This window comes from Staphylococcus agnetis (assembly GCF_002901865.1).
GTDB lineage: Bacteria > Bacillota > Bacilli > Staphylococcales > Staphylococcaceae > Staphylococcus > Staphylococcus agnetis.
In genome coordinates this window covers 20709-33597 of sequence record NZ_PPQF01000025.1, presented here as the reverse complement: position 1 = coordinate 33597, position 12889 = coordinate 20709, and the positions used below count along the sequence as shown (strand labels likewise).

The 12889-nt window shown below is 35.5% G+C and carries 11 protein-coding genes; 6 read left to right on the top strand and 5 right to left on the bottom strand.

Annotation, left to right across the window (positions count from 1 at the left end; translation table 11 throughout):
• Positions 1 to 231 precede the first annotated feature (231 nt).
• Positions 232 to 681: a MarR family winged helix-turn-helix transcriptional regulator gene (locus tag CD172_RS04585; protein ID WP_103345594.1), complete on the bottom strand. Its 450-nt coding sequence runs from the start codon at positions 679 to 681 to the stop codon at positions 232 to 234.
• A 165-nt stretch (positions 682 to 846) separates the two neighbouring features.
• Between CD172_RS04585 and CD172_RS04580 the strand changes: the two genes are divergently transcribed.
• Complete coding sequence (locus CD172_RS04580) at positions 847 to 1608, top strand: VOC family protein (protein ID WP_037567079.1); 762 nt, start codon at positions 847 to 849, stop codon at positions 1606 to 1608.
• On the opposite strand, the gene CD172_RS04575 is transcribed toward CD172_RS04580, so the two are convergent.
• Complete coding sequence (locus CD172_RS04575; protein WP_060551612.1) at positions 1605 to 1859, bottom strand: hypothetical protein; 255 nt, start codon at positions 1857 to 1859, stop codon at positions 1605 to 1607. The genes CD172_RS04580 and CD172_RS04575 overlap by 4 nt on opposite strands.
• Before the next feature lie 117 nt (positions 1860 to 1976).
• On the opposite strand from CD172_RS04575, the gene CD172_RS04570 reads away from it, so the two are divergent.
• The 3 genes from CD172_RS04570 to CD172_RS04560 all read left to right on the top strand — a co-directional run bounded on the left by CD172_RS04570 (position 1977) and on the right by CD172_RS04560 (position 7890).
• On the top strand, positions 1977 to 3227 hold the full coding sequence (locus tag CD172_RS04570; RefSeq protein WP_103345593.1) for a lipid II:glycine glycyltransferase FemX: 1251 nt from the start codon (positions 1977 to 1979) through the stop codon (positions 3225 to 3227).
• Positions 3228 to 3377: 150 nt separating this feature from the next.
• On the top strand, positions 3378 to 6539 hold the full coding sequence (locus tag CD172_RS04565) for an efflux RND transporter permease subunit (RefSeq protein WP_103345592.1): 3162 nt from the start codon (positions 3378 to 3380) through the stop codon (positions 6537 to 6539).
• Positions 6540 to 6735: 196 nt separating this feature from the next.
• Complete coding sequence (locus CD172_RS04560) at positions 6736 to 7890, top strand: aminotransferase class I/II-fold pyridoxal phosphate-dependent enzyme (protein ID WP_103345591.1); 1155 nt, start codon at positions 6736 to 6738, stop codon at positions 7888 to 7890.
• Positions 7891 to 8002: 112 nt separating this feature from the next.
• Here the strand turns inward: CD172_RS04560 and mspA are convergent, their stop codons facing one another.
• Positions 8003 to 8320, bottom strand: a complete 318-nt coding sequence (gene mspA / locus CD172_RS04555; protein ID WP_060551608.1) for a membrane stabilizing protein MspA — start codon at positions 8318 to 8320, stop codon at positions 8003 to 8005.
• 19 nt (positions 8321 to 8339) lie between these two features.
• Positions 8340 to 8540, bottom strand: a complete 201-nt coding sequence (locus CD172_RS04550) for an SE1832 family protein (RefSeq protein WP_103345590.1) — start codon at positions 8538 to 8540, stop codon at positions 8340 to 8342.
• A 124-nt stretch (positions 8541 to 8664) separates the two neighbouring features.
• Here CD172_RS04550 and CD172_RS04545 point away from each other — a divergent pair, with 124 nt between their 5' ends.
• Entirely contained in the window at positions 8665 to 9582 is a 918-nt protein-coding gene (locus CD172_RS04545; protein WP_103345589.1) for an AEC family transporter, read from the top strand.
• A 114-nt stretch (positions 9583 to 9696) separates the two neighbouring features.
• Here CD172_RS04545 and CD172_RS04540 read toward each other — a convergent pair whose 3' ends face one another.
• Entirely contained in the window at positions 9697 to 10557 is an 861-nt protein-coding gene (locus CD172_RS04540) for a GNAT family N-acetyltransferase (protein ID WP_103345588.1), read from the bottom strand.
• Between the two features lie 121 nt (positions 10558 to 10678).
• On the opposite strand from CD172_RS04540, the gene CD172_RS04535 reads away from it, so the two are divergent.
• Positions 10679 to 12811: a DNA topoisomerase III gene (locus tag CD172_RS04535; protein WP_103345587.1), complete on the top strand. Its 2133-nt coding sequence runs from the start codon at positions 10679 to 10681 to the stop codon at positions 12809 to 12811.
• Positions 12812 to 12889: the final 78 nt, after the last annotated feature.

Below are 12889 nucleotides of genomic sequence, written 5' to 3'. Positions count from 1 at the left end.
AAATCATTTTAAAATTAGGGTTTTAAGCACAGGGGTCTTGAGCGTCGCTTATCATAAATACAATGGTTTATTCACATAATAAGACGACAAAACGGGTATTGATGTAGAAATCAAATACTCTTGGCGCATAATAGCGTGTGCGATAGATATAATGTATCACGTCATTGATTGCCGTTAGCACGCTTTAATGAGTACTGTACGCAAGCCACATTAGGCTTTCAAGCATGCATATTAAAATGATGTATGTTGTGTTTTGATATGAGAAATCATTGAATCGTATAGTTGATCGAGTATCTCAACTGTCCGACAATATTCTTCTTCTGAAATATTTAACGCTTCAAGGTGTTGTTGTTGTAGCGTCGCGATTTTAGAGGTCATGTGTTCATAAACGTCCTGTCCTTTAGGTGAGAGTTGAAGTAATTTTTCTCTACGATCTTCCCCAGTTCGTGCAACAATCCATTCACGTGCTTCAAGTGCTTTTAAAATTTTACGTGTGGTTGGTTTTTCAATGGACCGACGTTTTGAGATTTGTACAAGTGTTGTATCAACGTTGACTGCGATATCTTTAAGAATCAACCATTGCGCAGGATGTAAGTCATAGTCGGTCATTATAGGTTGAACCATTTTTATATAAGGACGGTAAAGTTTAGTGAAACTGTCAAAAAGTAATGAAGGTTTCATAGATAACTTCCTTTCAGTATTAACGTTAATCGTATTATATCATGCATATTGGAAAGCGCTTTTGATACTAATTAAGATTTAAGGTAATGGTAAATGATACGTAAGAGCTATTATGGTAAAACTTTGATAAAATAGAAAGTAAGACGTAATTGAGGAGGAGCACATATGGTCGATATCGAACTGGATCATATTATTCATTATGTAAAAGGGCTCAATCATTTTGAATTTCCGGGAGAATTTCTAAAAATTCACAAAGGCGGGCAACATGAAAAGTTAGGGACATTTAACCGTTTAGTCCAAATCGACCTATCGTACATAGAACTGATAGATGTTTTTGATAAAGGTAAAATAAAGCACCAATCTAAAACACAAGAGGGTAAATTGTCTTTTGCAACTGCTGTTATGAAGAATGGTTACAAACAAGGGTTTAAAAAAATTTGTTTTCGTACAAAAGATATTCACCTATTAAAAACACAGTTTCAAGAACGTGGGTTGCAAACGGTTGGTCCTGTAAAAATGACGCGATATAATAAAAAAGGCCATCTTATAGAATGGCAATTACTCTATGTTAACGACCATGCGTATGATATGATGATGCCCTTTTTCATTCAATGGAACCAAGATGATGAAAGTCGCTACGAAGACTTAAAAGATGTATTTCAATCTCATTTGAACATTGATATGGTAGAGTTTAAAACGCACCAACGTCAAACAATGGTTTATAATTGGAAACGGTGGTTTGATATGGAAACCATTGAAGAAACTGATAAACATACGGTTTTATACAGTCCAGCTAAAAAAGTAAAATTTAAAATTACTGAAGGCCGGCAAGATGTGATAGATACGGTATATATCACAGATACAACGATAGAGGCACCTGTTTTAATACGCACGCATGGCGCAAATTATCAATTTATTCCAAATTAAGCGTAGATGACAAGATAAATCGTTCGAATTAACCAACCTATATGAATCAATGCTAAAATGAGTGCGATGCATGCTATATATAATTGCCACTTCGATTCATGCAATAAAATAAAGAAAATAGCTAATACAGTCGTTAAAGCTACTAGCATAATACGCAAACTCAAGAAATCTATTTTAATCATATAAATCATTGAAATCATGAATACAATAAGTTGAATGAGTGTTAAAATAATTAAAACAATATTTCTCATGTGAAGGCCTCCATTTTCAATTTAAGTATAGCATATCCTTTTATGAATATAAGAAATGGATATACCGCTTAGGTTAAAATAAATATGGGCAAAGCAGATTTAAAGGAGTCAGTAGATATGAAATTAATCAATATCACGGATCAAGAACATGATGCATTTGTGAAAAATCATCCAAATGGTGATTTGCTTCAACTCACAAAGTGGGGTGAAACAAAAAAATTAACAGGATGGTATGCAAAACGTATCGCAGTAGGTGAAAATGGAGATATCAAAGGCGTCGCTCAACTTCTTTTCAAAAAAATACCACGTACACCTTTCACACTATGTTACGCTTCTCGCGGTTTTGTCGTGGATTATTCAGAAACATTAGCTGTGAAAACATTGTTAGCTGAAGCCATCAAACTCGCTAAAGCTGAAAAGGCATATACAATTAAAATTGATCCAGATGTAGAGGTGGACGAGGGACATTCAGTTGTAAACAGTCTTAAGTCTTTAGGGTTTAAGCATAAAGGTTTTAAAGATGGTCTTTCTAAAGATTATATACAGCCACGTATGACTATGATTACACCATTAGATCAAACGGACGATGCTTTAATTAAAAGCTTCGACAACCGTAATCGTTCTAAAGTGCGCTTAGCTTTAAAACGTGGAACAAAAGTAGAACGTAAGGGCCGTGAAGATTTAAAGATTTTTGCGGATTTGATGAAAGAAACGGGTGCACGTGATGGCTTTTTAACGCGAGATGTCTCTTACTTTGAAACAATTTACGATGCGTTACATGAAGATGGTGATGCAGAATTGTTTTTAGTAAAACTTGAACCGAAACCTGTTTTAGAAGAACTACGTGCAGAACGTCAAGAACAAGATAAAGAAGAAGCAAGATTGAAAGCCAAAAAACAAGATAAAAAAACATTGAATAAAATCAATGATTTGAAAAATAAACAACAAAAAACGGATAGTTTAATTCAGGATTTAGAAAATCTGGAGCGAACACATCCTGAAGGGCGATATTTATCTGGTGCCCTTTTAATGTTCTGTGGTCATAAATCTTATTACTTATATGGCGCGTCATCTAATGATCATCGTGATTTCTTACCAAATCATCATATGCAATTTAAGATGATGCAATATGCGCGTGAAAAAGGTGCTAAAACATATGATTTTGGCGGAACAGATAATAATCCAGATAAAGATTCAAGTCATTATGGCTTATGGACGTTTAAAAAAGCTTGGGGTACTTATTTAAGCGAAAAAATAGGTGAATTCGATTTTGTGTTAAACCCGATTGTATATAAAGCAGTAGAACAGTTTAAACCGCAATTAACACAATTAAAAATCAAAATCATACGTAAGTTGAAAAATTCATAAGTAGATAGATAAAGCGATGAAGTGACCTCAAATGAAACATACTTCATCGTTTTTTATATATAGTGTTGTGATTCAGTGCACATAAATCATCACGTTTTGAGTATATAGATAGGTAAATAAAGCATTTAGAGGAATAAAGGGGCGATGTAAGTGATTAAAAAGTTGATAGATTTTTCACTATCAAATCAATTTGCAATTATGTTAATGGTATTGCTCGTTATTTTGGGCGGGGGGTATTCTAGTTTCAAAATGAAATTAGAATTGTTGCCAGATACTGAACCACCTATGATGACAATTACAACCACAATGCCAGGTGCTACACCTGAGACGGTGATGAAAGAAGTCAGTAATCCTATAGATGAAGAAATTAGGGGAATGGCGGATGTAACAAGTGTAAAAACAGAATCTTTATCTAACGCATCGTTGATCACTGTCAAATTTGATGATCAAACTGATTTAGATAAAGCTGAGCAAGAATTACAAAAAACGCTTCAAAAAATGTCTTTCCCTGATGGTGTGAAAGACCCTGAGATTAAGCGGAATTCAATGTATGCATTTCCTGTTGTCGCGTATTCATTTATAAATCAACATAATGATGTAAAAGCAACGACAAAGGCTGTAGAGGATGAGTTGATTCCTAAATTACAAGAAATTAAAGGTGTGCAACGAGCGACGGTAAATGGTCAGACATCACGTCAAGCTACAATAACGTTTAATGATCAAAAACTCCAAGAAGTCGGATTAAACCAGCAACAAGTTTCCGACTATATTAAAAATGCTTCGAAAGAAACGCCTTTAGGATTATTTCAATTTGGCAATACTGAAAAATCAGTAGTCATAGATGGTCAATTTACATCAATGGATGCGCTTGAAAATCTAGAAATACCATTGGCAATTGCATCGCAACCGCCTTCATCTATGGGGCAATCTGATAATAAAAATCAAGGGCAAAGCGAGAATGGGACAAATTCCCCTCCTATGGTTGCATCCCAAGGCGGGAACAATTCATCACCACAGGAAACGGTACCATTAAAATTACTTGCAACTATAAAACTTCAAGATGAACGCAAATCTATATCAAAAACAAATGGAAAAGATGCTGTGGACGTCCAAATTGTTAAAGCTCAAGATGCCAATACAGTAGCTGTAGCGAATGAAGTGGATCAAACGATTAAAGACTTTGTTAAAACACAGGACAACCTTAAAACAGTCAAGATCATGGATACTGCAAAGCCAATTAAAGATGCGCTATCGACGATGATTGAAAAAGCATTGTTAGGTGCCATCGTTGCAATTATAGTGATATTGCTATTTTTAAGAAATATCAAGATGACTGCCATCTCTGTCGTATCGATTCCATTGTCTATTCTGATTGCAATGGTTGCATTAAAGCTTACGGATGTTTCATTAAATATCTTAACATTAGGTGCTTTAACTGTGGCAGTCGGCCGAGTGATTGATGATGCAATTGTTGTCATTGAGAATATCTATAGACGATTAGCGAAAAAGGATGAAAAGCTCACAGGTGACCCATTAATCATTCAAGCGACGAAAGAAGTATTTATCCCGATTATGTCATCAACGATAGTGACCATCGTGGTCTTTTTACCTCTCGCCTTTGTAACAGGTTCAGTAGGTGAAATGTTTAGACCATTTGCGTATGCGGTAACATTCAGTTTACTCGCGTCATTACTTGTATCTATCACAATCGTACCTGTGCTAGGATCAGTATTTTTTAAAAATGGTTTAAGAAAGCAACCGAAACATCATCTTGGAAAGTTAGGACAGGGATATCGTCGTGTTTTATCATGGAGCCTGAATCATAAGTGGATTGTTATTATTTTAAGTACTCTGCTATTAATCGGTAGTGTGGTGCTCGGTAGTATGAAAATCGGTACGAGCTTTATTTCTACTGGTGAAGATAAATTTATGGCATTAACCTATAAGCCAAAACCAGGTGAAACCAAAGACGATGTATTAAAAAATGCTGAACAAGTTCAAAAGTATTTGAATCATAAACCACATGTGAGAAATGTACAGTACTCAGTGGGTGGCCCTTCTCCGGCTGACCCTACAGGAAGTACGAACAGTACCGCATTAATGGTCGAATATGATAGTGATACACCGAATTTCAAAACAGAACCAGAGCGAGTATTAAAACATATTGCCTCATATCATCATGCAGGAGATTGGCAAAATCTTGATATGAGTACAGGAACAGGCTCCAATCAGCTCGAAGTTCAGGTTACAGGCCCATCTACAGAAGCGATAAAAGGTACTGTAAAAAAGGTTGAGAAACGCATGGCTCAAGTGAAAGGTTTAACAAATGTGAAATCAGATTTAACCGAAACTTATGCGCAATATGAAGTGAAGATAGATCAACAACGTGCAAGCGAAAATGGTATCACAGCAGGACAGCTTGCACTATTACTGAATCAAAATATACCAGATATGACCATTTCAAAAATTAAAGCTGACCGTCAAACATATGATGTGGTTGTTAAGCAAAACAAAGAGACGCAATGGACGCAGAAAAAACTCGAAAATACACCGATACCGTCACCTCAGAATCCAAATCTTAAATTGAGTGACATTGCGCAATTACACCAAACGACGACGCCAAATGCACTTGTGAAAGAAAAAGGGGATTACACGAGTACGATTACTGCGAATTTTTCTGGTAAAGATGTCGGAACGATAACACAAGAAGTCTCTCAAAAACTTTCAAAAATGGACACACCGCACAATGTTAAAACTCAAGTTGGTGGCACCAATGATGATATCACTGAAGCATTTTCTCAATTGTTACTTGCGATGGGTGCAGCAATCATTATTGTTTATTTAGTATTAGTGCTAACGTTTAAAGGTGGACTTGCGCCGTTTACAATTTTATTTTCATTACCATATACCGTTATTGGTGTGGTGATTGCGTTAATAGCGACAGGAGAAACCCTTTCGGTGCCTAGTATGATTGGTTTACTGATGTTAATCGGGATCGTTGTCACGAATGCAATTGTATTGATTGATCGTGTCATCAATAATGAAAAGTCAGGCATGCCAATGCAAGCAGCATTAATAGAAGCGGGTGGAACGCGTATTAGACCTATATTAATGACTGCAATTGCAACGATTGGCGCATTAGTGCCGTTACTTTTTGGACAAAATAGCTCAGTATTAATTTCTAAAGGGTTAGCTGCCACAGTCATTGGAGGACTATTATCTTCAACATTATTAACGTTAATCGTAGTCCCAGTGATATACGAAATCTTGTTTACTTTAAAAAATAAATTTACGCGTAAAAAGGCAAATTGACGAATTCTTATGATTTTGGTAGGCTATTAGAAATACGTTGACTACTATATTGTAGTATTGCCATATAGTCTATCACTTGTTTCAGCCTAAATTATGCGTTAACCATAAAAGGGAAGCGTGCATCCTTAAGAGGTCATGTTCTTCCCTTTTATGTATCATTACGCCATTTAACATGATATTCAAAGGGGGACATCTTATGAAAGAAACATCAATTTTAAAGCATATTCCAGAAAGTTACTTTGGAAAAACGATGGGGAAAGCGGTGGAACATGGACCTTTGCCTTTGATCAATTTGGCAGTAGGTATTCCGGACGCCAATACGCCTGAACGTATTTTAGATGCACTCACAGATGCCATCCGGGTACCAGAGAATCAAAAATATTTGGCATTTCAAGGTAAAAGTACATTTAAACAAGCTATCGTCCGTTTTTATCAACGTCATTTTAATGTGTCGTTAGATCCTGAAACGGAAGTGTGTTTATTTTATGGTACAAAAAATGGTTTGGTGGCGCTACCTACTTGTGTTATTGAGCCAGGGGACGAGGTATTATTACCAGATCCAGGTTATACAGATTATGAAGCGGGTGTCTTACTTGCTCATGGTCAGCCACATGCGATGAAATTGTATCCAGAACATGGGTATCTTCCGCAATGGGATAAGTTAGACACCTCTCAAGCTAAGTTAGTGTATTTAACTTATCCGAATAACCCTACTGGCTCTGTTGCGACACCCGAATTCTTTCAAGAGACAATAAATCATTTTGAAGGTACAGAGACGATGATTGTCCATGATTTTGCTTATCAGGCTTTTGGTTTTGATGCAGCCAATCCTAGTATTCTTGCAGCAAAAGGTGCGAAAACACGTGCGATTGAAGTGTTTTCATTTTCAAAGGGCTATAACATGTCGGGGTATCGTGTAGGTTTTGCAGTAGGAAATGAAGATATGATACGTCAATTGAAAAAATATCATACACATACACAAGCGGGTATGTATGGGGCGTTACAAGATGCATGCACCGTTGCGTTAAATGAATGTGACGATGTGTTGCGTCTTCAAGCACAAACGTTTAAAAAGCGAAGAGATATTATAGAGAAAGCACTAACGGTCGCGAAAATTCCTTTTGAGCCAATTAAAGGTGGCATATTCTTGTGGTTGCCATGCCCTCCAGGGTTTACGAGTGATCAATTTGTAGCATATTTATTAAAAAAGTGTTCTATTTTAGTAGCGCCGGGTCATCCGTTTGGCATACAAGGGGAAGGTTATGTGCGTGTGTCCTTTGCAATTGATGAAGTACAGTTAAAAGAAGCACTGCGTCGACTGACATCTATTGCTGAATGCTACCATTCTTGAACATGATAAATGAGTATAAAGTGGAGAAGATATAGAAAAAACCTTAAAAGTTGATACCTCAATCACAACTTTTAAGGTGAATATTAAAGGGACGTTAAATATGAAGCGTCATTTATAAAAGTACAATTGCTAAAATGACATAAATAACAACTATGAGTACGGTCATCATATTTAATATGTCTACGCCTTTTTTATCATTTTTTCCGTGTTTGAATGCAGTTGTCTCTACGTTAGCAACTAATAAGAGTAACACGACAAACACCCACCATGTCATCCATGTGTAATAAATTAATGAAGTTGCAATGACAATTATTAAAATGAGTCCCATTAAGAGACGTAAAATTGTTGCTAACTTTACTTGCATTTTAAATATGCTAATGTAACTGATAACTAAATATAATATCGGCAATAAAAGGAAGTATATGAGCATTGGTTTGTCCTTTCTAAATCTATTGATGAGACGATTGATGTGATTGTGGGAAACAGTCCTGTTCCATTTTCAACCGTACTTCAGAAATTTTATGTTCAATAGATTCCATTTGCTTGATTAAAGGGTCAATATGTTGTCCCATAGATTCACGTTTTTCTAAATCACCTTGTAATCGAACATAATCTAATTTGAGTTCTTGTAGTTGGGCTTCTAAATTCATAAAACTAGCCTCCTTTTGTCTTCAACATTATAACATGCATCAATAAGGATAATGAAATGAATATGATAAATGATGTATTGATTCATTTAAATTATATCAATAATTAACGAAAGAGGGGGATGGTGTGACAGAGCGTTTTATAATGATTTTATTACTCATAGCACTAGGATATATTTTGAAACGTATTGGATATGTTAAGGGGTCGGAAGCAAAAGTGATGACGACAATTGTTCTGAACGTTACATTACCCGCAGTCGTTATTGTAAATTTAAATGGTGCCACGTTAACACCTTCACTATCCTTGTTGCCCATTTTGATGATATTGTACGGCATTATAACTAAATTGATAGTCATCATATTGTTTATTAAATATAACAATGAAGTAAGAGGTACTGTGGCGATGCTGATGGCTTCTTTAAATATTGGGATATTTGCATATCCACTTGTAGAACAAATGTGGCCGAAATATGGTTTACTGTATTTTGGTATGGCTGATATCGGTGGTGCCATTCTCATGTTTGGTGTTACATATATCATCGCAGGATATTTCAAAAATGCGGAAAGTACATTAAACATTAAGACAATCGTTTTAAAATGTTTAAGTTCTATCCCATTAATGACTTATATCGTGATGATTTCTCTTTGTTTGTTAACAATTAAAATTCCACCCATTATCATCGATTTCTTTGACTTGCTTGGAAAAGCCAATTTACCATTATCGATGATGTTATTAGGTGTATTATTAGATTTTAAAATTGAACGTCGTTATCTACCATTGACGTTTAAATATGTAGGTATACATTATGGTTTAGGGCTCTTGTTTGGGAGTCTCGTCTATTTCTTTTTACCAGTTTCTGATGACATGATTAAAACAACATTGATATTGATTTGGTTATTACCTGTTGGGGTAGCCACACTATCTTATGCTGTACAGTTTCAGTATCGCACATTGCCGATGATTGCCATGGCGAGTAACATGACTGTAGTGATTAGTATAGGGATTCTATATATGTATCAACATTTCTTTATTGCAGTACCTTAAGTGGTTTATCCTAATATAAAATAAACGCCTTCAACGTATTCTTTTACGCTGAAGGCGTTTTCCATCATCTTTAAATTAAGACGCATGGGGTTATGCCTTAATAAAGACCAAAGTTTACTTTACAAGCTTAAACTTACGATATTCAGATGTCATTTCAAACCCAAATTCATGAAAACGTTCAACTAATCGATGATTTTTACTACGTATTTTGAAATATACGTTATCGATGCCTTCTTGAGACAGTGCGATGTGAATCGCGTGTTGAATGAGATCAAAAGCGATCCCTTTAAGACGATAGTGGGTATGTGATGAAAAATAACGAATTTCTGCATGACCTTGGTCTTTGTTAAGAATTAAATATAGATACCCTTTAAGTAATCCTTCAGCCATATATAACATAAGGCGGTGGTTGTCATCTAAAGTTTCCGTAATTTCTTCAGCACGCATTGCATTGTGAGAAAATGTGTCTTCATGTAGTTTTTTGAAATATTTGAAGTAAGCTGATTTATAATCGATGATATGATGAATGTTTTCAGTTTCTCCCAAGTCTGTCTGTGTAGAAAGATGGTAATCTGTAAATGTATAGGATGCACCAATCGTTTTCATATAGGCTTTAATGTGTTCATTTTCAGCAGCGTAGGAAAAATAATAGGTCGCGTGTGGCGCGTTATGTTGTGTCGCTTCTCTAAATAGTTTTTCAAAGGCGTCTCCAGTAGGGATATAGTCTTTTTTGGTAATAGGTCCAATGACTTTAAAACGATTTTCAAGATATGGTATATACATGAGCGCCATTTGTATGTCGTCATTTTCTTCAAGTATAAAAATACCCGTCGTATTCAATGCCTCGTTGAGATACATATCATATGCTGTATGATAATGAACAGGAATTTTATTTGTATAAGACTGTGAAGTTGATATATTTTCCTTAATAAAGTTTGAAATACGATCAACGGAAGTGACTTGACTGACCTTCATAGTGCCCCTCCTTAATAGTTTCTTTAAGCTAATTATAAGTTGTTTTATGATGAAATGGAAGTATCCACATTAGAGGCATGGTACAATAACAATATTATAAAGTTTAAACAGGAGTAAAATGATGAAATCTTTAGTATTAGCAGAAAAACCTTCAGTCGGTAGAGATATCGCAAAGGCGTTAAATGTTTCTAATGAAAAAAATGGATATATCGAAAATCAACATTATATTATTACATGGGCATTAGGGCATTTAGTCACAAATGCGACACCAGAACAATATGATAAAACTTATCAACAATGGCGTTTAGAAGCCTTACCGATTATTCCAAAACATATGAAAACGGTCGTAATTGGAAAAACACGTAAGCAGTTTAATACCGTTCAGCATTTATTAAAAAGAGATGACGTGAAGGAAATTATTATTGCTACCGATGCAGGTAGAGAAGGTGAATTGGTAGCGCGCTTGATTCTAGATAAAGTTCGTGTTAAAAAACCGTTAAAACGATTATGGATAAGTTCTGTAACGACAAAAGCGATTCAACAAGGCTTTCGCAATTTAAAAGATGCAAAACACTATTATCCTTTATATCAAGCGGCGTTAGCGCGTAGTGAAGCGGATTGGATTGTTGGTATTAATGCGACGCGAGCTTTGACAACACGCTATGATGCTCAGCTATCTCTTGGTCGAGTTCAAACACCGACAATAAAATTAATTCAACAACGTCAAGAAGAAATTAAAAATTTCAAACCTGAAACTTACTATACAATGGAAGTTAAAGTGAATGATGTGCCATTTAAACTTGTTCAAACACAGCGTGAGTATGATCTGCAAAAATTAGAGCAATTTGGCGAGAAACTCAAACATCAAAGCATGGTGATAAAAACAATTAAAGATAAAGAGAAAAAATCATATCCAGGTCGCTTATTTAATTTGACGGATCTTCAACAAGCAGCCTATCAACGTTACAAAATAAGTGCGAAACAGACACTGAATGCCTTACAAAGTCTGTATGAGCGCCATAAAGTATTGACGTATCCACGTACTGATTCGAATTATTTAACGACAGATATGGTTGGGACACTTAAAGAACGTCTTCAAGCGGTTATGGGTACGGAATATAAAACCTATGCGCAAACACTGATGAAAAAGCAGTTTACGTCTAGACTCTCATGTATTAACAATCAAAAAGTATCAGACCACCACGCCATTATACCGACAGAAGTCCGTCCATACATGGATGATTTAGGTGCAAACGAAAAAAGAATATATTTACTTGTGGTACAACGATTTCTTGAAGTTTTATCAGATCCTTATATTTATAGTGAACGTCAAATACTAGGGGAAATGGAACACGCTTCGTTTTTATATAAAAGCATTGAAACGAAACAACTCGGTTTTAAAGCATTACACCATGATGCACCTACGACGCAAGTAAAGATACCGTTTCATCAAGGAGAACATGTGAAAGTGTCAAATGTGAATGTGCAGTCACATCAAACGACACCACCCGCATACTTTAATGAAGGAACGCTCCTTAAAGCAATGGAACGTCCTGACCAATTTTTTAATTTAAATGACAAGCGTTCTGCTGAAACATTAAAAGCAACTGGTGGCATAGGTACCGTTGCGACAAGAGCAGACATCATCGAAAAATTATTTAAGATGAATGCGATTGAGAGCCAAGATGGAAAGTTAAAAGTGACATCAAAAGGTGCCCAAATTTTATCATTAGCACCACAAGAATTAACATCGCCGCTACTTACCGCAGAATGGGAAGATAAATTATTGAAGATAGAAAAGGGCACATATCAACGTCAACAATTTATCGATGAAATGAAACAATTTACAATCCGTGTCATTCAAACGATAAAAGAAAGTGATCAAAAATATAAGCATGATAACTTAACATCAGCGGAATGTCCAACATGCGGTAAGTTTATGTTAAAAGTAAAAACAAAAAATGGCTCAATGCTTGTGTGTCAAGACCCATCATGTAAAACAAAGAAAGACGTCAAAACCCAAACGAAAGCACGTTGTCCAAAATGTAAAAAAAGGCTGACTAAATTTGGTACAGGAGGACAAGCAACATACCGTTGTGTATGTGGCCATACAGAGACACAAGCGCAAATGAATCAACGTTTAAAGTCTAAAGGAAAAGATAAAGTATCGCATCGAGATATGAAAAAATATATGAAAGATGATGAATTAGATAACAATCCGTTTAAAGACGCTTTAAAAGGATTGAAATTGTAGCTAAAAATCGAACTTAAAGCATTTTTCTAATTATAAAGTTCGGAATTTGTATTGAAATCGCTAAGGAAACATATTAAA

Bases quoted from the DNA above. Each gene is read 5' to 3' on its own strand.
- CD172_RS04540 (WP_103345588.1), bottom strand. From the start codon at position 10,557: ATGAAGGTCAGTCAAGTCACTTCCGTTGATCGTATTTCAAACTTTATT.
- CD172_RS04575 (WP_060551612.1), bottom strand. From the start codon at position 1,859: ATGAGAAATATTGTTTTAATTATTTTAACACTCATTCAACTTATTGTA.
- CD172_RS04535 (WP_103345587.1), top strand. From the start codon at position 10,679: ATGAAATCTTTAGTATTAGCAGAAAAACCTTCAGTCGGTAGAGATATC.
- CD172_RS04585 (WP_103345594.1), bottom strand. From the start codon at position 681: ATGAAACCTTCATTACTTTTTGACAGTTTCACTAAACTTTACCGTCCT.
- CD172_RS04580 (WP_037567079.1), top strand. From the start codon at position 847: ATGGTCGATATCGAACTGGATCATATTATTCATTATGTAAAAGGGCTC.
- mspA (WP_060551608.1), bottom strand. From the start codon at position 8,320: ATGCTCATATACTTCCTTTTATTGCCGATATTATATTTAGTTATCAGT.
- CD172_RS04550 (WP_103345590.1), bottom strand. From the start codon at position 8,540: ATGAATTTAGAAGCCCAACTACAAGAACTCAAATTAGATTATGTTCGA.
- CD172_RS04560 (WP_103345591.1), top strand. From the start codon at position 6,736: ATGAAAGAAACATCAATTTTAAAGCATATTCCAGAAAGTTACTTTGGA.
- CD172_RS04570 (WP_103345593.1), top strand. From the start codon at position 1,977: ATGAAATTAATCAATATCACGGATCAAGAACATGATGCATTTGTGAAA.